Annotated in this window: 17 protein-coding genes and 1 riboswitch; of the genes, 14 read left to right on the plus strand and 3 right to left on the minus strand. The window is 37.1% G+C overall.

The genetic code is table 11. From position 1 onward, the window contains the following. Position 1: 1 nt before the first annotated feature. Both ACZ1AQ_RS07045 and ACZ1AQ_RS07050 read left to right on the plus strand, forming a co-directional pair. Positions 2-913 (plus strand): GLPGLI family protein, encoded by a 912-nt coding sequence (locus ACZ1AQ_RS07045; RefSeq protein ID WP_489632223.1) that lies wholly within the window; start codon positions 2-4, stop codon positions 911-913. Between the two features lie 198 nt (positions 914-1,111). Further along, entirely contained in the window at positions 1,112-3,814 is a 2,703-nt protein-coding gene (locus ACZ1AQ_RS07050; protein ID WP_489632224.1) for a carboxypeptidase-like regulatory domain-containing protein, read from the plus strand. 55 nt (positions 3,815-3,869) lie between these two features. On the opposite strand, the gene ACZ1AQ_RS07055 is transcribed toward ACZ1AQ_RS07050, so the two are convergent. Then, positions 3,870-4,325 carry a DUF2541 family protein gene (locus ACZ1AQ_RS07055; RefSeq protein ID WP_489632225.1) on the minus strand — a complete coding sequence of 152 codons (456 nt, stop codon included), beginning with the start codon at positions 4,323-4,325 and terminating at the stop codon, positions 3,870-3,872. A 249-nt stretch (positions 4,326-4,574) separates the two neighbouring features. After that, on the minus strand, positions 4,575-5,825 hold the full coding sequence (gene metK, locus ACZ1AQ_RS07060) for a methionine adenosyltransferase (protein ID WP_489632226.1): 1,251 nt from the start codon (positions 5,823-5,825) through the stop codon (positions 4,575-4,577). Positions 5,826-6,560: 735 nt separating this feature from the next. Between metK and ACZ1AQ_RS07065 the strand changes: the two genes are divergently transcribed. From ACZ1AQ_RS07065 to ACZ1AQ_RS07095, 7 genes are all read left to right on the plus strand, one after another. Beyond that, on the plus strand, positions 6,561-7,838 hold the full coding sequence (locus tag ACZ1AQ_RS07065; protein WP_489632227.1) for an O-acetylhomoserine aminocarboxypropyltransferase/cysteine synthase family protein: 1,278 nt from the start codon (positions 6,561-6,563) through the stop codon (positions 7,836-7,838). A gap of 35 nt (positions 7,839-7,873) precedes the next feature. Then, positions 7,874-8,083 (plus strand): hypothetical protein, encoded by a 210-nt coding sequence (locus ACZ1AQ_RS07070; protein ID WP_489632228.1) that lies wholly within the window; start codon positions 7,874-7,876, stop codon positions 8,081-8,083. 132 nt (positions 8,084-8,215) lie between these two features. Beyond that, a riboswitch (SAM riboswitch) is annotated at positions 8,216-8,323 on the plus strand. A gap of 76 nt (positions 8,324-8,399) precedes the next feature. After that, positions 8,400-9,365 carry an alpha/beta fold hydrolase gene (locus ACZ1AQ_RS07075; RefSeq protein ID WP_489632229.1) on the plus strand — a complete coding sequence of 322 codons (966 nt, stop codon included), beginning with the start codon at positions 8,400-8,402 and terminating at the stop codon, positions 9,363-9,365. Between the two features lie 224 nt (positions 9,366-9,589). Then, entirely contained in the window at positions 9,590-12,001 is a 2,412-nt protein-coding gene (gene thrA / locus ACZ1AQ_RS07080; protein ID WP_489632230.1) for a bifunctional aspartate kinase/homoserine dehydrogenase I, read from the plus strand. Between the two features lie 101 nt (positions 12,002-12,102). Beyond that, the gene (locus ACZ1AQ_RS07085) at positions 12,103-12,528 is read left to right on the plus strand and encodes an OsmC family protein (RefSeq protein WP_489632231.1); all 426 of its coding nucleotides are present in this window, start codon (positions 12,103-12,105) and stop codon (positions 12,526-12,528) included. A 124-nt stretch (positions 12,529-12,652) separates the two neighbouring features. Then, on the plus strand, positions 12,653-13,825 hold the full coding sequence (locus ACZ1AQ_RS07090) for a trans-sulfuration enzyme family protein (RefSeq protein WP_489632232.1): 1,173 nt from the start codon (positions 12,653-12,655) through the stop codon (positions 13,823-13,825). Positions 13,826-13,978: 153 nt separating this feature from the next. Beyond that, a complete protein-coding gene (locus tag ACZ1AQ_RS07095; protein ID WP_024980343.1) occupies positions 13,979-14,389 on the plus strand; it encodes an RrF2 family transcriptional regulator in 411 nt (136 codons plus the stop codon). A 111-nt stretch (positions 14,390-14,500) separates the two neighbouring features. On the opposite strand, the gene ACZ1AQ_RS07100 is transcribed toward ACZ1AQ_RS07095, so the two are convergent. After that, positions 14,501-15,283 carry a sulfite exporter TauE/SafE family protein gene (locus ACZ1AQ_RS07100; RefSeq protein WP_489632233.1) on the minus strand — a complete coding sequence of 261 codons (783 nt, stop codon included), beginning with the start codon at positions 15,281-15,283 and terminating at the stop codon, positions 14,501-14,503. A gap of 454 nt (positions 15,284-15,737) precedes the next feature. On the opposite strand from ACZ1AQ_RS07100, the gene ACZ1AQ_RS07105 reads away from it, so the two are divergent. From ACZ1AQ_RS07105 to cobA, 5 genes are all read left to right on the plus strand, one after another. Next, positions 15,738-16,439: a phosphoadenylyl-sulfate reductase gene (locus ACZ1AQ_RS07105; RefSeq protein ID WP_489632234.1), complete on the plus strand. Its 702-nt coding sequence runs from the start codon at positions 15,738-15,740 to the stop codon at positions 16,437-16,439. Between the two features lie 64 nt (positions 16,440-16,503). Next, on the plus strand, positions 16,504-17,403 hold the full coding sequence (gene cysD, locus ACZ1AQ_RS07110; protein ID WP_159687674.1) for a sulfate adenylyltransferase subunit CysD: 900 nt from the start codon (positions 16,504-16,506) through the stop codon (positions 17,401-17,403). An 89-nt stretch (positions 17,404-17,492) separates the two neighbouring features. Continuing rightward, a complete protein-coding gene (locus ACZ1AQ_RS07115; protein WP_489632235.1) occupies positions 17,493-18,737 on the plus strand; it encodes a sulfate adenylyltransferase subunit 1 in 1,245 nt (414 codons plus the stop codon). 116 nt (positions 18,738-18,853) lie between these two features. Then, the gene (locus ACZ1AQ_RS07120) at positions 18,854-20,944 is read left to right on the plus strand and encodes a nitrite reductase (RefSeq protein WP_489632236.1); all 2,091 of its coding nucleotides are present in this window, start codon (positions 18,854-18,856) and stop codon (positions 20,942-20,944) included. 11 nt (positions 20,945-20,955) lie between these two features. Further along, positions 20,956-21,786 (plus strand): uroporphyrinogen-III C-methyltransferase, encoded by an 831-nt coding sequence (cobA, locus tag ACZ1AQ_RS07125; protein WP_489632237.1) that lies wholly within the window; start codon positions 20,956-20,958, stop codon positions 21,784-21,786. Positions 21,787-21,820: the final 34 nt, after the last annotated feature.

Genomic DNA, 21,820 nt, shown 5'->3' on the forward strand with positions numbered 1-21,820 from the left:
TATGTATAAAATTATTTTGCTTTTGACCGCGCTTGTATTGAGCAGTATTGGGCTTAGAGCTCAGGAATTTCAAGGGATGGCAGTGTATGAGTCTAAAACTAGTACAGCTGATTTTAAGACCAGAATAGAAGGAAATAAAAACATTACTCCCGAAATGATGAAAAACATCGAAGACCGAATGAAAAAAATGTTTGAGAAAACATTCATTCTCAATTTTGACAAATCGGCATCTATTTATAAAGAAGAAGAGAAATTAGACGCTCCAGGACAAGATGGCGGCGGCGGAATGCGAATGATGGCTTCTATGACTGGTGGTGGCGGGACATATTATAAAAATGTAAAAGATAAGACCTATACCGTCGATAAAGAATTTATGGGGAAAGAGTTCTTGGTGAAAGACACGCTGACCAACCTAAAATGGAAAATGGAAGGCGAAACGAGAGTAATTGGCGGTTACAATTGCTATAAAGCGACTGCTGTTCGTCCGGTTAGTAAAACCGATTTTAGAAATTTTAGACCAAGAGACGAGAAAAAAGACGAAGCTAAAAAAGACGCAACTGATAAAGCGGGCGAACCAAAGAAAACCAGCTTTATGGATGAGTTAGATGTCCCAAAAGAGGTGACAATCACAGCCTGGTACACTGCAGAAATCCCAGTAAATCAAGGGCCTGAAGGCTATTGGGGATTGCCTGGTTTGATTCTGGAGGTAAACGATGGCAAAACCGTGATTTTGTGTTCTAAAGTAGTGTTGAACCCAAAAGAGAAAGCAGCTATAAAACCCGCCACGAATGGAAAAGTAATCAACCAAAAAGATTTTGACGAAACGGTAATCAAAAAAATGGAGGAATTCCGTGAGATGAATCGTGGAAGAGGTGGAAATAATGGTGGATTTAGAATGAGAATAGGAGGTTAACACTTCCTTTTTTTAATTTAAAAAATACAACAAAAACAAAACAATGCCGCCTTCTAGCCCCGGTGGGAGCGGCATCCTTTGCCTTTTTTCTTTACAAAAGGCAAAGATATAGCGGACGACGGGACTTTGTTGGCTCAAAATGCCCCTTGTTACCGCTTCAAAATAAAGCATTACAACTAACAATTCAATAACCACTCTATGAAAGCATTGCTTCGAATTGCTCTTTTTCTTTTTACTACTTTATCTTTTGCACAAACCATTAAACTCGATGGTTTGATTACCGACTCTAAAAATGCGGGACTTGAAATGGCCAACGTAATGGCAGTGAATAAAACCACTAAAGCGATGGATGCTTATGCCATCACGAATGATAAAGGAAAATTCAGTTTGAATTTGAAACCCAATACCACGTATGTAATTAAAGTGAGTTTTTTGGGAATGCAAAATAAAGAGGTCGAAGTAACAACGGCTACCGCTAATTTGGTCAAAAATATTGCTTTGGATGCGGGTGGTATTGAATTGGATGGGGTAGAAATTGTTCGTGAAATGCCTGTATCTATAAAAGGAGATACGATTGTGTATAATGCCGATTCGTTTAAATCCGGAACCGAAAGAAAACTAGAAGATGTATTGAAAAAATTACCAGGCGTTGAAGTGAATGCCGACGGTGAGATTGAAGTAGAAGGCAAAAAGGTAACCAAATTAATGGTGGAAGGCAAAGATTTTTTTGATGGCGACACCAAATTGGGCGTGAAAAATATCCCTGCCGATGCGATTGATAAGATTCAAGTATTGCGTAATTACAACGAAAACTCGATTCTAAAAGGAGTAGAAAACAATCAAGATAATATTGGAATGAATATTAAATTGAAATCTGGGAAGAAGAACTTTTGGTTTGGAGATATCAACGCGGGTGTTGGTGTGGCGCACAAAGAAAGCAGGTATGTGATTAATCCGAAATTGTTTTACTACAGCCCAAAGTACAGTATAAACTTGATTTCGAATTTTAATAACATAGGCGAATTGCCTTTGACGATTCAGGATTACTTTAAGTTTACCGGTGGATTTCGAGGATTGTCGGCAAAAGGAGGTTCAAGTTTTAACGTATCTTCTAATGATTTGGGGATTGCTTTGGCAAGAAACAATAGAGCCAAGGAAATTGACACCAAGTTTGGCGCAACCAATTTCTCGTACAATGTAAATAAAGCTTGGAGTTTTAGTGGTTTTGGAATTGTTTCATCATCTATCACCGATTTAGAAACCATTTCTCAAAATAATATCTTGAAACCGAATTCCTCTGAAGTAGCTTCTACCGAAAACCGTAAAGAAGTGGCGCATCAAACCAGTAATTTAGGGTTATTCAAGTTGAGCTCAACCTATAAACCGTCGACTAATTTTCAGTTGGATTATGATGTATTGACCAAGTTGTCCAAACAAGATGAAAATACGTCCTTACTTCGTGAATCGATAGTACAGAACGTTTCGGCTACGGAATCTATAACTACGCTAAAAGAGCAAGACCCAATATCGGTAAATCAGAATTTGAGTGCGTATTTTACTTTGAATGAAAAGAATGTCTTTGCGGTTGAAATGCAAAATTTATATCAAGAAGAAGATCCGTTTTACAATGCCAATTTGCAATCGCAACCTTTTATATTAAGTGGCTATCAACCAGGGCAAAATAGAAACGATATCAACCAAAACCGATTTGTAAAAACGAACAAACTCGACGCTAAATTAGATTATTACTATATGCTGACGCCCAAAAGCAATATCAATTTGACTTTAGGCAATACGTATTCGTATCAAAATTTTAATTCTTCTATTTTTCAAGTTTTGGATAATGGCACAGTAAACGATTTGAACGCCTCGGAAAACACTAACGATGTGGACTATCGTTTTAATGATGTCTTTTTGGGATTGCATTATAAGATTCTCACAGGGAAATTTACGTTTACGCCAGGTGTAAGTTTGCACAGTTACCATATGACCAATGCGCAATTAGGAACCGAATTCAGTCAAAAATTCTTCAGAGCCTTACCTGATTTTGTAGCAATATACCAAATCAAAAAAGCCGAGACTTTGACGTATAATTTCTCGTATACCAACAATTTTACCGATATTAATAGATTGGTGGAAGGTTATGTTTTCTCGAACTACAACAGTTTAACACGCGGTTTTAGAGCACTAGAAAATGCTACGGCGCAACAACATTCGTTGCGATACTTTAAGTACAATATGTTCAATATGGAAAATATTACCGCTTTTGTAAATTACACCAAAACGGTAGATGCTATTAAAACAGATGCTACTTTTGATGGGGTAAACCAAACGTCGGTGCCTTTTAACTCTCCTTTTGCTGATGAAACTATTTCAGGACGTGCTTCTTATGGGCGTTCGTTCTTGAAAAATTACAAAGCTTCTTTTGATACCAATTTGAATTGGTCGAAATTCAATAATAAGCAGAATAATGTAACTATCGCTAATGAGAGTTTTACTCAAAGTTATACCTTAAGAGCTTCTACCAATTACAAGAGCTTGCCCAATCTAGAAGTAGGCTATAATATGGTAATCAATGACTATAACAAGAATACATTTTATACCGATCGCCCTTTTGCTAAGCTAGATTACTATTTCTTAGACAGTTTTTCTTTTGTGGCCGAGTATGAGTTTTATCATTACTACAACAACGACAAAACGGTGAATAATGAATACGATTTCTTGAATGCGAGTTTGATTTACCAAAAGAAGAACAGCAAATTCGAGTATAAAATCAGCGGTACGAATTTATTGAATACTACCTCACTCAACGACGATAGTTTTTCGCAGTTCGCTACGAGAACCTCTCAGTACACCGTGCAACCACGTTACTTGATTTTCTCTGTGAAGTATAATTTGTAAAAAAAAACATCACTTTGAGATCAAAGTGATGTTTTTGAATTAAGTATATAATGAACTAGCGTCTGGCCCAAACTTGTATTTGACCTCGACCACCAAATAAATCTCTAGATTTATAGTAAAATTCAATTCTATCAATACGTCTTCTATAACTTAAATTGATAACTCTGGATTCTTCACCATCTCTCATGGTTCTCCTTAATGGAATATCTTGTCGTTGTCCATTTTCATAGACAATGGTCATTCTGTTAATGGTTACTGTGTTCCTCATTGCGCGCACTTTCAATGCTGTATAACTGTCACGTCCAGAAGGTCTAAAGTTATCTCTATCTCCTGTTTTGTTCACGGTTTGGGTACCAATAATTTCCCATCTTCCTATCGAATTATTGGATGATCCCCAATCTCGGTCTCTTCCTTTGTCTTTCTCTTTATATTTGTCACGTTGTGCTTGAACTTCTGTGGTTACCAGCGTCAACACTAATGCAAAAGCAAGGAATTTTACAATTTTTTTCATAATCAATGTTTGTTATTAGCGCTATTAGAAATAGCATGAGTTGAACAATATAATGTGATACAAATTACGAAAAAAACTGGTCGCTTCAATGTGTAATTATCTATTTGTTAATGTTTTGCAATTAATCCATTCTTGAAATTTCAAACAAATAAATCATTATGCTCTAGTATTTAAAGTGAAGGGACAATTAAAAAAGCCTTCCTGTTTATTACAACAAGAAGGCTTTTGATTTATATAAATGCTTTGATTTTACAATGCAAAAGCTGCTTTTACTTTATCTACAAAATCTAATTTCTCCCAAGTAAACAATTCCACTTCCACAGTTTTAGTTAAACCACCTGGAGCAGCAAAGGTTTTAGTTACGGTTTCAGGAGTACGTCCCATGTGTCCGTATGCAGCTGTTTCGCTATAAATCGGGTTTCTTAACTTCAAACGTTGTTCGATGAAGTATGGACGCATATCGAAGATTTCTTCTACTTTTTTAGCGATTTCACCATTAGTCAAATTCACTTTTGAAGTGCCGTAGGTTTCGATGAAAATACCCATTGGTTTTGCTACACCAATCGCGTAAGAAACTTGTACTAAAATTTCATCAGCAACACCAGCGGCTACTAAGTTTTTAGCAATATGGCGAGTAGCATAAGCAGCACTTCGGTCTACTTTACTTGGATCTTTTCCTGAGAATGCACCACCACCGTGAGCTCCTTTTCCACCGTAAGTGTCTACAATGATTTTTCTTCCAGTTAAACCAGTATCACCGTGAGGTCCTCCAATAACGAATTTTCCTGTTGGGTTGATGTGGTATTGGATTTTATCATTGAATAAATGAGCGTGTTCTGGGTTTTTAGCGATAATTCTAGGAATCAAAATCTCAACCATGTCTTTTTTGATTTTAGCTAACATAGCTGCTTCATCATCAAAATCATCATGTTGTGTAGAGATAACAATTGCATCGATACGTGTTGGTTTATTATCGTCGCTGTATTCTAAAGTTACTTGTGACTTAGCATCAGGACGTAAATACGTGATTTCATTATTTTCACGTCTCAAAATGGCTAATTCTTGTAACAATTTGTGCGATAAATCAAGAGCCAAAGGCATGTAGTTTTCGGTTTCGTTAGTAGCGTAACCAAACATCATTCCTTGGTCTCCAGCTCCTTGCTCTTCTTTGCTAGCTCTGTCAACCCCTTGATTAATATCAGCTGATTGTTCGTGAATAGCAGAAAGAATACCACAAGAATTGGCTTCAAACATGTATTCGCTTTTGGTGTATCCAATTTTTTTGATTACATCTCGAGCAATTTGTTGTACATCTAAGTACGTATTTGATTTTACTTCACCAGCCAAAATTACTTGACCTGTAGTTACTAAAGTTTCACATGCTACTTTGGAGTCTGCATCAAAAGCTAAAAAGTTATCAATTAATGCGTCTGAAATTTGATCAGCAACTTTGTCTGGATGTCCTTCACTTACAGACTCTGACGTAAATAAATAAGCCATAATAAAAAATGTATTTTAAAATTAAGCGAGGAAAAGATAATTGCTGTAAAAAACTAAAGAGAAGAGTTCCTGCTTTAGCATTTTTTATACCGAAGTTTGTATTCGATATCCACAATGAAATATTTCATTATGAAGAGGTTGCAATCAGTTCAAATTTTTCCTCTGTATTCGGGCGCAAAGGTATGAAACCATTTTTAATTTCAAATTAATCTTAACTTTTTTTTGGATTTATGTTAGGATAGTCCCGTTATCTCCACGATTTTGTTATTTTGAGGCTAAACATTTCTTAAAACCTTACTAATTGTTTGGTTTTTAGAATTTAAGTTTGCACATTTGTGAAAACAAAACAAAAAGAAATGATTTTAGTCTCTTGTAAAACGATGAAAGCCATTCAGGATAATTCCTGCGGGTCGCCTATTGCATGTATTTAAACTCATTCAAAATATAGCAAAAGCCTCCCGCCAAAAACGGGAGGCTTTTTTATTTACAACAAAAGAAAACAATAATTAAATATTTGAATCTTATGAAGCAAATCAATCAACATCAGTCCAAATCTCTAAATGTCAAGTCTATTAAGAATGCCAAGGCAATGGTTATGGTTATGTGTATGATTGATATGTGCTGATTCCGAAAGTAAGTTTATAAATAACTTTTTTAAACCCTTTTGGATCTATTTCTAAAAGGGTTTTTTTGTTACCTCAATAGATAAAAAATATAATTTAAAAAATAAAAAAAATGAGTACTACTAAATTCGCCACTAAGGCTCTACATACAGGACACGATACTACTAAAACAGCTGGGACACGTGCTGTTCCTATTTTTCAAACCAGTTCTTATGTTTTTAATAATTCTGAACACGCTTCTAATTTATTCAGTTTGTCAGAAGCTGGTTTTATTTATACTCGATTGAATAACCCAACCAATGATATTTTAGAGCAACGTTTAGCAGCGCTTGAAGGAGGAATTGGAGCTGTAGTTACCGCATCGGGGACTGCTGCAATTGCCACTACTTTATTGGTGCTCTTAAAAGCGGGTGATCATATTGTAGCTTCTAACAGTTTGTATGGAGGGACCTATAATCTTTTGAGTGTGACTTTGCCAAGGCTTGGAATTACTACCACTTTCGTTGATCCATCAGAAGCAGCAAATTTTACTAAAGCCGCTACAGAAAATACGAAAGTCTTTTTTGCTGAGTCGTTAGGGAATCCAAAATTAGATGTTTTGGATCTAAAAGCTATTTCAGCTGAGGCTCAATCGCTTAAAATTCCTTTCATCGTAGATAACACTGTTCCTTCTCCATATTTACTCAATCCGATTGAATTTGGCGCGAATATTGTAATTCACTCTTTGACGAAATACATTTCTGGTAATGGGACTTCGTTGGGTGGCGTCATTATAGATGCAGGAACTTTTGACTGGAGTAGCGGAAAGTTTCCTGAATTTACCGAGCCATCCGCTGGGTATCATGGGTTAGTGTATCACGAAGCGTTAGGGAATGCTGCTTTTATCGCTAAAGTTCGTATCGAAGGATTACGAGATTACGGAGCAGCACTGAGTCCGTTCAATGCTTTTCAAATCATTCAAGGTTTAGAAACTTTGCCAATCCGAGTCCAGAAGCACAGCGAAAATGCATTGGCCTTGGCCCAATGGTTAGAACAACAAGATGCTGTGGCTTGGGTGAATTATCCGGGGCTTTCCTCGAGTAAATATTACGATTTAGTAACGCACTATTTGCCTAAGGGTCAGAGTGGTATCGTAACTTTCGGACTCAAAGGAGGATTCGAAGCAGCGAAAAAAGTAGCCGATGAAACGAAGCTTTTTTCACTCTTGGCCAACATCGGAGATACGAAGTCGTTAATCATTCATCCCGCGAGTACAACACATCAGCAATTGTCTGATGAAGACCAAGTAACAACTGGAGTGACCAAAGATTTGATTCGACTCTCGGTCGGGTTAGAAGATATAGAAGATTTAAAAGCCGATTTGAAAGCTGTGTTTGACAGCTTCGGTTAAATAAAAAAAAGAAAAACCAAATAAAAATAATTATCATGAGAACAAATATAACCTTCCGCACAATAGTTTCTTTCTTTAGTAGAAAAAGCATCAAAAATAAAATAGAAAAAGTAGATCAAACCGTACACGAGTTGATTCATCCACGTTTTATTATGGATAAATCTTCGGTAGCTACAAATGAAAAAACTAAAAAATCTATGTTATTTCATTTGTATTCTAACGAAAACGATACGCTTTTCATTTAAAGAATATTCCGTACAAATAGGAAGCAATAACCAAGTTTGCAATTGATTTGTGACTTGGTTGTTGTTTTAAAAATTTGCGTGTTAAAAAAATAAATAGTTACTTTGCAGCTCTAAGTTCAAAAATGTATTGAAATGTTATAAAGAAAGGCGGAGGGATTAGACCCAATGAAGCCTTAGCAACCCTTCGGAAATCGAAGAAGGTGCTACATTCTATCCCGATTAATCGGGAAAAGATAACGCAACAAATACCTCTAGTTCTCACTAGTTTTTCTTTCTAATATTCCAAATACAAATCAACAACATCAAAGATTTGACATTGGAAAATAAACCCAACTTACTAACCCTTACTAATTTTGCCACCGAAAGTGGTGCTTTTTATGCTACCTTAAACCTAAGTTATCAAGTTTTTGGTCCCGCTTTGCATACGGCTCCTATTGTTGTGGTCAATCACGCGTTGACGGGTAATTCACAAGTGATAGGCGCAACAGGTTGGTGGAATGATTTAATTGGACCTGCAAAAACTATCGATACTCAAAAATATACCATTCTCGCTTTTAATGTGCCAGGCAATGGTTTTGACGGCAGTGTAATTGAATCCTATTTAGATTTTACCGCTCGCGATGTGGCACAGCTTTTTAATTTAGGTTTGCAACAACTAGCTATTGATAGTGTATATGCCATTATTGGAGGTTCTGTTGGTGGAGGAATTGCTTGGGAAATGGCTGCTTTATCGCCACAAATTGCACAGCATTTAATTCCAATTGCAACGGATTGGAAAGCGACCGATTGGTTGATGGCCAATTGCTATTTGCAAGAACAAATTCTGAATAACTCCTCTCGTCCTATTGAAGACGCAAGAATACACGCGATGTTGTGTTACCGCACTCCAGAATCGTTTGAAGCTAAATTTAACCGAACAATTAATGACGAATTGGGTGTTTTTAATATCGAAAGTTGGTTGGCGCATCATGGAGAGAAATTGCAACAACGGTTTCAACTAGCTTCTTATAAACTGATGAATCAGTTGTTGAAAACCATTGATATCACTCGTGGAAGAGGCTCTTTTGAAAGTGTGGTAGCACCCATAACGGCCAATATTCATATTATAGGAATTAATACTGATTTGTTTTTTACCCCAATAGAAAACCGGAAAACATATCTTGAATTGCAGGAATTACAGCACCAAGTTTCGTATCAAGAAATTGAATCGATTCACGGACACGATGCTTTTTTAATAGAATTTCAGCAGTTGAATCGTTTGCTTGCAACGTTTTTTGAATAGTTGAAGAAATGAGATTCCACTAAAAGTTCTTGTGGAATTTTGCGTGAGGGATAGCAGCTGGCTACCGAAGTAGCGCGTATAGCCCGACCCTGTTACAAAAAGGGGCTTTGTAAACGGTGCTATAAATTAGCCCCTTTTTGTAACAGGGGCACGCCCAATTAAATGTTATAAAATTTAAAATAAAGTAAATAAAAGGAGTTGAATAACTCGTAAAATATAACAAAATGAAGATATTAAAATTCGGAGGAAAATCATTGGCCAATGGAGAAGGACTTCAAAAAGTTTTGGCAATCCTTACTGATAAAGTGTTGAAGGGAGAAGAATTTGCCGTTGTAGTTTCGGCAAGAGGCAATGCTACAGATGAATTGGAAGATTTGTTAGCGATTGCGTCTAAGAATGAAAATTACAAACCTTTGTTCGAGAAGTTTAAAGCCTATCAACAAGCGGATTATCCAACGGTGGATTTGTCCGAGGAATTTACCGTGCTCGAAAAATTGTTTGAAGGGGTAAGTTTGATTGGTGATTATAGCGAAAAAATCAAAGACCAAGTGTTGTCGCAAGGCGAATTACTGTCGGCCAAATTAATCACAGCTATTTTGAAGCAAAAAGGAATCAACGCTAATTTTGCTGATGCTAGAGAATTGATAAAAACCGATGGAAAATTTGGCGATGCACAGCCTATCGAGCAAGTTTCTAAGAAAAATGTGGTGCAGTTTTTTAAACAACACAGCGATAAAGTCAATATAATTACTGGTTTTATTGGTTCAAATAACAAAAACGAGGCGACGACTTTGGGAAGAAACGGAAGTAATTATACAGCTTCACTTTTTGCCAATTATTTGAATGCATACGAATTGCAGAATTTTACGCACGTGGACGGAATTTATACCGCCAATCCAGAATTGGTTGAAGATGCTAAAAAAATTGACTTTCTATCGTTTAACGAAGCCAATGAATTAGCCAATTTTGGCGCTACTATTTTGCACGCCAAAACCATCATTCCGCTTTTGGAAAAAAATATTCCGCTACGAATTTTAAATACGTTCAATCACGAAAACAAAGGAACTTTAATTACTTCGAATGCTGGAAAGGAAGGTATTAAAACGCTTTCGGTATTAGAGAATGTGGCGTTGGTGAATTTAGAAGGTCGTGGTTTGCTTGGGAAAACGGGTGTTGATGCACGTATTTTTAGAGTGATGGGCGATAATGATATTAGTGTAAGTATTATTTCGCAAGGGTCTTCTGAACGTGGTATTGGTTTGGTAGTTGCCGCAGACAAAGCGAGTAAAGCGATGATAGAATTGGAGAAAGAGTTCGAAAATGACTTTTATTCCAAAGATGTCAATAAAATTTCGGTTACTGATGAAGTTTCAGTAATCTCGATTATCGGGCAGGATTTGAGTACGTTTCACAAACCTTATACGGCTTTAATCAAAAACAAGATTGTTCCGATTTTGTTCAACAACACCGTGACAGGGAAAAACGTGAGTTTGGTGGTGCATAAGTCTGAATTGAATCGTGCGTTGAATGTAATCCACGGGGAAATTTTTGGTGTTTCTAAGAAAATTAATATTGCAATTTTTGGACACGGATTGGTTGGTGGAACCTTGATTAACCAAATTTTGGAATCGGCAGATGCCATTGAAAAACGAAAAGATATCCGATTGAATGTTTTTGCGATAGCCAATTCTAAAAATGTCTTGTTGAATAAAAATGGTGTATCACCGAATTGGAGAAACGAGATTCAAACGCACGGGCATTCCTATACTATTGATGAGGTAATTGCTTACGCAAATGAACATCATTTAGAAAATCTAATTGCCATCGATAATACGGCTAGTGCAACTTTTGTTGAAAATTATATTCCATTAATTGAAAGTAGTTTCGACTTGATTTCTTCTAATAAAGTGGCCAATACGTTGAGCTATAGTTTTTATAAAAAATTGAGAAAGGTTTTGGATGAGAATCAAAAAAGTTATTTGTACGAAACCAATGTAGGTGCAGGTTTGCCTTTGATTGATACCATCAAATTGTTGCATTTGTCAGGTGAAAATATCACCAAAATCAAAGGAGTATTTTCAGGTACGTTAAGTTATTTGTTCAATAATTTCTCGGCCAAAGACGTTCCGTTTAGTGAAATTTTGAAAGAAGCCATCGACAACGGTTACACCGAACCCGACCCAAGAGAAGATTTGTGTGGTAACGATGTAGGTAGAAAACTATTGATTTTGGCCAGAGAATTGGATTTGCAAAACGAATTTGATGAGATTGCCATTCAAAATTTAATTCCAGAGCATTTGCGTGAAGGCGATGTGTCGACTTTCTTGAACAAATTAAAAGAGTTCGACCCTATCTATGCCAAAATAAAAGCAGAACAAAAAACCAACCACGTTTTGCGCTACATTGGTGAACTGTCTGGCGATTTGCAAAACGATAAAGGAAATCTAGAAGTAAAATTAGTTTCCGTACCTTCGGATACTGCTTTGGGAGGTTTGAAAGGTTCGGATTCTTTCTTCGAAATTTACACCGAATCCTACGGCGACCGACCTATTGTAATTCAAGGAGCAGGAGCAGGTTCGGCAGTAACGGCGAGAGGTGTTTTTGGCGATATTTTGAGGTTGTCGGATAAAGGATAAAATCAGTCATCAGTAGTCAGTTTTTAGTAATCAGTTTTTTAAATAAAATACGTTGAATCCGCGTTTAAAATCCGCGACATCAGCGTTCAAAAAGGCCAATAATGAAAGTAACATTAAACAGAGTAAACGAAAATTTCCATTTCGAGTTAAAAAATGACAGAGGTCATCTAGTAAATGTAGATGCGCGTCCTGAATTTGGTGGAAATGATATGGGACCAAGTCCAATGGAATTAGTATTGATGGGAGTTGCAGGTTGCAGTGGCATCGATATGATTTCGATTTTGAAAAAACAACGTCAGCAAATCACCTCTTTCAAAGCTGAGGTTGAAGGAGAACGTGTACAAGTGGGCGAAGCTAAACCCTTCAAAGACATTTACGTAGTGTTTTATTTGGAAGGTGAAATTGTTCCTGAGAAAGCGGCTCGTGCAGCACAACTTTCTTTTGAGAAATATTGTTCTGTTTCCAAAACCTTAGAACCAACTGCAACCATTCACTACAAAGTGGTTTTGAACGGAGAGGAATTATAAATTATTCAAGCAAAAAAAACACAGATTGCACAGATTTACACAGATTTGTCAGTTTGTTTTTGAAATTTAAAACAATAAGAATTTGTGCAAATTCGTGCAATTCGTGTTAAAAACAAAAAAATAAATGAACGAACAAGATTTTGGTTTTGAAACCCAAGCCATTCGCGGTCAGATAGAACGAACACAATATTTAGAGCATTCGGTGCCTTTATACTTAACGTCAAGTTTTGTATTTGAGGATGCCGAAGATATGAGAGCTTCATTCGCAGAAGAAAAAGAGCGCAATGTGTACAGTCGCTACAGCAACCCCAATACCATTGAGTTTATTGATAAAATTTGCAAAATGGAAGGCGCTGAGTCGGGTTATGCTTTTGCATCAGGAATGGCGGCCATTTACTCTACGTTTGCGGCTTTGTTGAAGTCGGGCGACCATATTGTTTCGTCGAGTAGTGTTTTTGGTGCTTCGCATTCTTTGTTTATGAATTATTTTCCAAAGTGGAATATTCAAACGACCTATTTTGATATCAATCAACCGGAAACTATAGAAAGCTTTATTCAGCCCAACACAAAGATTCTTTATGCCGAATCTCCAACGAATCCAGCTATCGATATCATTGATTTGGAATTATTGGGTGCCATTGCCAAAAAACACAATTTGATTTTGATTATCGATAATTGTTTTGCTACGCCATATATTCAACAACCTATCAAATGGGGAGCGGATTTGGTGATTCATTCGGCTACTAAATTAATCGATGGTCAAGGAAGAGTGTTAGGAGGGATTACCGTTGGAAGGTCGGATTTGATTAAAGATATTTATCTTTTTTCTCGTTTGACAGGACCTTCTTTGTCGCCATTTAACGCTTGGGTATTGTCTAAAAGTTTAGAAACTTTGGCGGTTCGTGTAGATAGACATTGTGAAAACGCATTGAAAGTAGCTGAGTTTTTGGAAAATCATCCGCAAGTCAATAAAGTGAAATACCCTTTCTTGAAATCGCATCCACAATACGAAATTGCCAAAAAGCAAATGAAATTAGGAGGAAACATCGTGGCCTTCGAAATCAAAGGCGGACTAGAAGCAGGAAGAGCCTTTTTGGATAAAATTAAATTATGTTCGTTATCGCCTAATTTGGGAGATACTAGAACTATTGTAACACATCCAGCTTCAACCACACATAGTAAATTATCTGTAGAAGAGCGTTTGGCGGTGAGCATCACCGATGGTTTGGTGCGTGTTTCCGTGGGATTAGAAACCGTAGAAGATGTGATTGCTGATTTGAATCAGGCTTTAGCATAAAAAGTTTTAATTATTGATTCATATACAATGACCCACGGTTTCATCCGTGGGTTTTGTGTTTATATTGTTAAAAAGTATATTTTTGTTACCATAATAAGGTAAAGATTGTTGTAGGTAAAAGCTACAATCGTTATACGTCAACCCAAATTCATTATGCTTTCAAAAAAAACGAAATACGGAATCAAAGCCCTTACTTTCTTAGCTCGTCGAGAAGATAACACGCCCGTTCAAATTGCCGAAATTGCTAAAGCAGAGCATATTTCTTTGAAGTTTTTGGAAAGTATTTTATTGCTTTTGCGTCATTCTGGTTTTTTGGGTGCCAAAAAAGGAAAAGGCGGCGGATACTATTTAATCAAAGAACCCAAAGACATCAATATGGCCAAAGTCTATCGCATACTCGAAGGACCAATTGCCTTATTGCCTTGTGCCAGTCATAATTTCTATGAGCCCTGCGATGACTGCAACGACGAAGCTACTTGCGCCGTTCGTAAACTGATGATGGAAGTCAGAGACAATACTTTGATGATTTTAGAGAACAACACCTTGGCAGACATTGCTTTTTAAAAATTAACCGCAAATTCACAAATTTTAATTAGGTTTTAAAATTTGCGGTTCTTTGTTATACTTTCAGTTGCCGTTTTGGTTCTTGAAAGTTTATTTAGTGGTGAGAGAAAATTAAAAAATCAATTTATACCCAACAAAAAACAGCATCATTGCTATGGCATTTCTTAGCAATAAATCAGGGACTTTTCCACTGAGCATACTGCCTATATATATCCCTGGTAGAGACCCCATTAATAATTGCACTAATAGTCCATAGTCCATATTACCCATCGATGCGTGACCAAAGCCAGCCACTAGCGTTAAAGGAACGGCGTGTGCAATTTCTGTACCTACCAATTTTGGAGTAGGTAAAAGTGGATACAAAAAAAACAGGGTTACAGTTCCTAGAGCACCAGCGCCGATAGACGTCAATGTCACTGTTGCACCTAGCATCACTCCAATAGCTACAGTTAGAAAATTTTGAGTCTTGCTTTCACTATGAAATTTATCTCCTGCGTGTTTTTGAGAAAACACCAATAATTTCTTTTTGAAAATTATCGCAATTGAGGTGAATAATAGCGCCCAGCCTAGACTGTATTTGATGATGCTATTCAGTCCCGAAATATCAGCCTTAAAACTTTCTAAAATCCATAAGGTTACTGCAGCAGCAGGTACACTTCCTAACGAAAGCCAACCCACAATGGTCCAGTTGATATTACTTTTTTTATTGTGAACAAATATTCCACCCATTTTGGTAAAAGCCGCATACAGTAAATCAGTACCAACCGCTGTAGTGGGAGGAATACCGAACCATAACAAAATAGGAGTCATCAATGACCCACCACCAACACCAGTCATACCAACCACAAAACCTACGACTAAACCTGCAATTACAAATCCTATATGAAAATCCATTGAAACTTTTTTTTTTGCAAATGTAAAACAATTTTATAATAATCCTATGGATTAAGTAGAATTAAATTTTTTCGGAGCACGAATTGTTCTTTTTCATTACGTCTCCTCCCGTGATTCGCTATATCTTTGTTATCTCGTTTAAAAAAACGAGACAACAAAGGATGCCGCTACTCCCGGGGCTATTAAAGACGTCTACTTTTTCAATTCACTTTTCCTCCTTTATGTTGCTTTATAAAAATTAGAGAAGACGTCATCTTCATTACTATTCATAGAAAGAAGAGATGTTACGCCTATGACTTTAACAATAAATCTTTTAATTTATTAATGGACTTGATTTTTTGATGTAAAAACAACGCTAATTTTTTTTAAAAAAATTTTGTGATTTAGAAAATAGTAGTACTTTTGCGAAGTAATCTACAAAACCGATAGGGTAATAGATTTTAAATAAAAAAATATGAGCACTTTAAAAGTACAAGAATTAATCAAGAAAACCGAAAACCTTTCCATCGAGGAAACTTTAGCTGTTTTGGCTAATGATTTTCCAGAAAAAGTAGTTTTTTCGACTTCTTTCGGACAAGAAGACCAAGTAATCACGGCTTTAATTGCAACCAATGAATTGCCGATAAAAATATTTACCCTCGATACCGGAAGATTGTTTCAAGAAACTTACGATGTTTTTCATAAGACGTTAAAGAAATACAAAGTGACTATTCAGACTTTATATCCAGAAACGAGTCAAGTAGAAAATTTGTTGAACACCAAAGGGCCAAACAGTTTTTATGAATCGGTTGAAAATAGAAAAGAATGCTGTTTTATCCGAAAAGTGGTGCCATTAAAAAAAGCATTGTCAGGGAATCAAATTTGGATTACAGGATTGCGAGCGGAGCAGTCTGAGAATAGAAGTGACTTAGCCTTTTTTGAATACGATGCCCATTTTGACATCATCAAATTCAATCCTTTATTGAAATGGAGTCTAAAAGAAGTTCAGGACTATATTGATGCCAACAATGTGCCTCAAAACGCATTGCACAAAAAAGGTTTTGTGAGCATCGGTTGTGCGCCTTGCACGAGAGCCATTGTCGAGGGAGAAGACATCAGAGCCGGAAGATGGTCTTGGGAATCCAGTCACAAAGAATGTGGGTTGCACCAAAAATAAAAAGTTTAATCGTTTAACTGTTTAATCGATTAAACAGTTAAACAAATTACCAAATAAACAAAAAATGAGTTCAGTATTAAAAACAAATGCTTTAGAAAGCGAAGCTATTTATATATTCAGAGAAGTAATTGCTCAATTTGACCGACCTGTTTTGCTTTTTTCGGGCGGGAAAGATTCGATTACCTTAGTGCGTTTGGCACAAAAAGCTTTTTTTCCAGCCAAAATTCCTTTTCCGTTGTTGCACGTAGATACCGGACATAATTTTCCAGAAACCATCGAGTTTAGAGATAAATTGGTGGCCGAATTAGGATTAGAATTAATCGTTCGCAATGTGCAAGATGCCATTGACGAAGGTAAAGTGGTGGAAGAAACAGGAAAATATTCGAGTAGAAATACATTGCAAACTACTACGCTTTTGGATGCTATCGAAGAATTCAAATTCGATGCTTGTATTGGTGGAGCCCGTAGAGACGAGGAAAAAGCCAGAGCCAAAGAGCGTATTTTCTCGGTTCGTGATGATTTTGGTCAATGGGATGAAAAAAACCAACGTCCTGAATTGTTTGATTTGTTGAATGGTAAAATTGAAAATGGTCAAAACGTACGCGTTTTTCCAATTTCAAACTGGACCGAATTGGATGTGTGGAGTTATATCGAACAAGAGCAAATCGAGATTCCATCGATTTATTTTTCACACAAAAGAAAAGTTTTTTTGAGAGACGGTTTGATATGGTCACACTCTCCTTATGTGTACCAAGAAGAAGACGAACAAATCGAAGAACGAATTGTTCGCTTCAGAACCGTTGGTGATATGAGTTGTACTGCCGCAGTAGAGTCGTATGCAGCCACTATTGCTGAAGTAGTTGGAGAAATTCGTTCCTCTACCATTTCTGAAAGAGGCGCCAGAATCGATGACAAACGTTCGGAAGCCGCTATGGAAAAAAGAAAACAACAAGGATACTTTTAAGAGTTTATGGTTTTTCGTTTATAGTTTATGGAAGTGTCCTTTTACTCTAAACAACAAACAATAAACAACAAACAATAAACAAAACAAGAATGGAAGTTTTAAAAATAGCAACAGCAGGGAGTGTAGATGATGGAAAAAGTACGTTAATCGGAAGATTATTGTACGATACAAAATCCTTGACAACTGATAAGATTGAAGCAATAGAGAAAAGCAGCAAGCAAAAAGGATACGATTACCTAGATTTTTCTTTGGCGACCGATGGTTTGGTGGCCGAGAGAGAGCAAGGAATTACAATAGATGTAGCGCATATTTATTTTTCTACTGCCAAAAAAAGTTACATCATTGCCGATACACCAGGTCACGTAGAGTATACTCGTAATATGGTAACCGGCGCTTCGACTTCGCAAGTGTCGATTATTTTGATTGATGCTCGAAAAGGAGTAATTGAGCAAACCTACCGTCACTTTTTTATCAATAATTTATTGAGAGTAAAAGACGTGATTGTAGCCATCAACAAAATGGATTTGGTGGAGTATTCAGAGGAAGTTTTCAATAAAATTAAAGCTGACTTTCAAGCCTTGAACGCGAAAAGCGCATACAAGGAACAAAATGTAAGTTATATTCCGCTAAGTGCCATCAATGGTGGGAATGTGGCTCAAAAATCAGAAAATATGCCTTGGTACACTGGGCAAACCGTTTTGGAACATTTGGAGTCTTTAGAAACTAATGATATTTATGAAAATGGAATTACACGTTTTCCAGTGCAAACCGTTATTCGTCCAAAAACAGAGGAGTACCACGACTTTAGAGGATATGCTGGGAAATTATATGGGAATTCCATTAAAGTGGGCGATGCGGTAACCGTTTTGCCTTCTTTGACAGAATCAAAAGTAACCAACATTCACTTTTTCGATAAGCAATACGATGAAGCCATTGCTGGTTCCTCTATCACAATCGAATTGGAAAATGACATCAATGTGACTCGCGGTGATATGATTGTAAAATCTAGCGAATTGCCTAAAATAGAAAAAGAAATCACCACAACCATTTGCTGGATGGACAGCAAAAAATTAGTAGGTGGTGCCAAATATTTAGTACAGCATAATACCAACCGAGTTTTAGCCAAGATTGACAGTGTGAAAAATGTAATCGCTACTGATTATTCAGGGGTAACTCCAGCAAGTCAATTGGCTATAAATGAAATTGGTGAAGTAACCATCAAATTAAGTAAACCAATCTATTTTGATAGTTACACAGATAACAAATCAAATGGTGCTTTTATTTTGATTGACCCTGCAACAAACACGACAGCTGGCGTTGGATTTATAAAATAGGCAAGCATCCTAACCCCCAAAGGGGGAATTAGTGGGAATAACGATAGAATTAAAAAATTATTAACTAAATACTAGACTCGGCTCCCTCCCTTTTGGGGAGGGCTGGGGTGGAGCTTATGGAAAGTTTTAGAACCGAAATAGAGAATCCGATTGTTCAAAAGGACATTATCGATTTAGAAAGAAAAATTGCTTTATTCCGCGATGGAAAAATCGACGAGGAGCGTTTTCGTAGCTTGCGTTTAGCACGTGGTGTATACGGACAGCGTCAAGAAGGCGTGCAAATGATTCGTATCAAATTGCCTTTTGGTAAAGTGACCAGCGAACAATTACACCGTATCTGTAAAGTATCTGAAGAATATTCTACGGGACGCCTGCACATCACTACACGTCAGGATATTCAAATTCACTATGTGAGTTTAGACAGAACACCACAACTTTGGGCTGAGCTAGAGAAAGATGATGTAACGCTTAGAGAAGCTTGTGGGAATACGGTTAGAAATATTACGGCAAGTGAAACTGCAGGTATCGACCCAGACGAACCTTTTGATGTGTCTCCATATGCACACGCATTATTCGAATTTTTCTTGAGAAATCCAGTGTGTCAGGAAATGGGACGTAAATTCAAAATGTCTTTTTCTTCTTCTGATAAAGATACCGCTTTGAGCTATTTGCACGATTTAGGATTTATTCCAAAGATTGTCAATGGTCAAAAAGGATTTAAAGTATTGTTTGGAGGCGGTTTAGGATCTCAACCTAGTCACGCCGAATTATTGTCTGAATTCATTCCAGCCAATCAAATCATTCCCACCACAGAAGGAATTTTGAGAATTTTTGACCGTCACGGCGAAAGAGCCAAGCGATTAAAAGCACGTATGAAATTCTTGATCAAGGAAATCGGAAAAGAGGAGTTTTTACGTTTGGTGGAAGAAGAGAAAAAAGCCTTATCGCATCAAGTAGTTGAAATTGATACTACTCCTTTCGAAAAGGCAATTCCAGAACCATTGCTCAAGGCGCCAAAAGTTACGATTGAAGATACGGCAGCATTTGAAGCTTGGAAAAAAGCCAATGTTATTCCGCAAAAACAAGCGGGTTATGTGGCTATCGGAATTAAAGTAGCGCTAGGAGATTTTTATATTGACAAAGCAAGACAATTGGCTGATTTAATCAAAAATTACGCTACCAATGAACTGCGTTTTACATTACGTCAAGATATTTTAATTCGTCATATTAAGGAAGAAGATTTGCCTTTCTTCTACCAAGAATTGGCCAAATTAGATTTTGTTACGTTAGGCTACAACAGTACTGCTGACATCACTGCTTGTCCAGGAACAGATACGTGTAATTTAGGAATAGCGAGTAGTACCGGAATTGCCGTAGAACTAGAAAGAGTGTTGGCGACAGAATATCCACACTATGCCAATTCAAACGAGATTACAATCAAAATTAGTGGTTGTATGAATGCTTGTGGCCAACATAATATGGCCGAAATTGGTTTCCAAGGCATGTCTATCAATGCGGGTAAATTGGTGGCACCAGCCTTACAAGTATTATTAGGTGGAGGAAATTTAGGAAACGGACAAGGACGTTTTTCGGATAAAGTAATCAAAATCCCGAGCCGTCGCGGTCCAGAAGCCTTGCGATTGATTTTAAATGATTTTGAAGCCAATGCCAACGGTCAGTCCTTTTTGAATTATTATGATGCTAAAGGAGAGAAGTATTTCTATGAATTTTTGAAACCTTTGGCCGATGTAACCAATTTAACCGAAGCTGATTTTGTAGACTGGGGCAACGCCGATAATTATGTAAAAGCAGTTGGAGTGGGTGAATGTGCGGGTGTTGTGATTGATTTAGTAGCGACTTTATTATACGAAGCCAAAGATAAATTAACGTTTGCTCAAGAAGCTTACAACGATAAAAAATGGTCGGATGCGATTTACTTGGCTTATGCTGGATTTGTAAATGGAGCCAAAGCTTTGTTATTGGCCGAAAACCAAAAAACAAATCATCACGCAGGAATCATCGATTTGTTTGATACTGTTTTTGTAGAAACGAATAAAATTCAATTAGCCACCTCTTTTAAAGAATTGGTTTATAACATAAGAGAAAACGAACCTTCTGAAACTTTTGCCAAAGCATACATTGCCAATGCAATTGCATTTTTTAATACGGTTGAAGCCTACAGAGCAGTAGAGCTATCACAAGAATAAAACGGAATCGTATGAGCTATAAAATAACAGGTAATAGTTCTTCCTCCTTCCCTATTAATGAGGGGAGAAGTGGGGCTCCAAAAGTAACCTTAGTAGGTGCAGGTCCAGGTGATCCAGATTTGCTAACCATCAAAGGAGTTAGAGCTTTGGCGGAAGCGGATGTCGTTTTGTATGATGCCTTGGCCAATGAGGAGTTATTGGATTTTGCACCGAAGTCATCCATAAAAATATTTGTAGGTAAACGCAAAGGAAGTCACGCTTATTCCCAAGAACAAATTAATCAGTTAATTGTTGATAATGCCTTGACTTACGGTCACGTTGTTCGACTAAAAGGTGGTGACCCTTTTATTTTTGGGCGTGGAAGTGAAGAAATTGAGCACGTTGAAAGCTTTGGAATTCCTACCTTTGTCGTTCCAGGGATTTCATCATCAATTGCAGTTCCTGCTTATCAAGGGATTTCGTTGACAAAACGTGGGGTATCCGAAAGTTTTTGGGTAATTACGGGAACGACTTCGGATAGAAAATTATCTACTGATGTTCGGTTGGCAGCCCAATCAACCGCTACGGTGGTGATTTTAATGGGAATGAGTAAATTGGCGCAAATCGTAACATTGTTTCAAAACGAAGGGAAAGGCGAAACACCGATTGCCATCATTCAAAACGGAACAACTCCACAAGAAAGAATTGGAGTAGGAACTATTGAAACGATAGAAGCTGTTGTAGCAACGCATAATTTGAGTAATCCAGCCATCATTGTAATTGGCGAAGTGGTAAAAGAAAGCAATAAATTAAAAGGGTTTTACGAGGAATTTATCGTAGGGTCAGGTCGCGACCTGACCTAAATCTAGATAAGGAATGAATGATTTGTTCGCGACC

This window comes from Flavobacterium sp. UM26 (genome assembly GCF_057922445.1).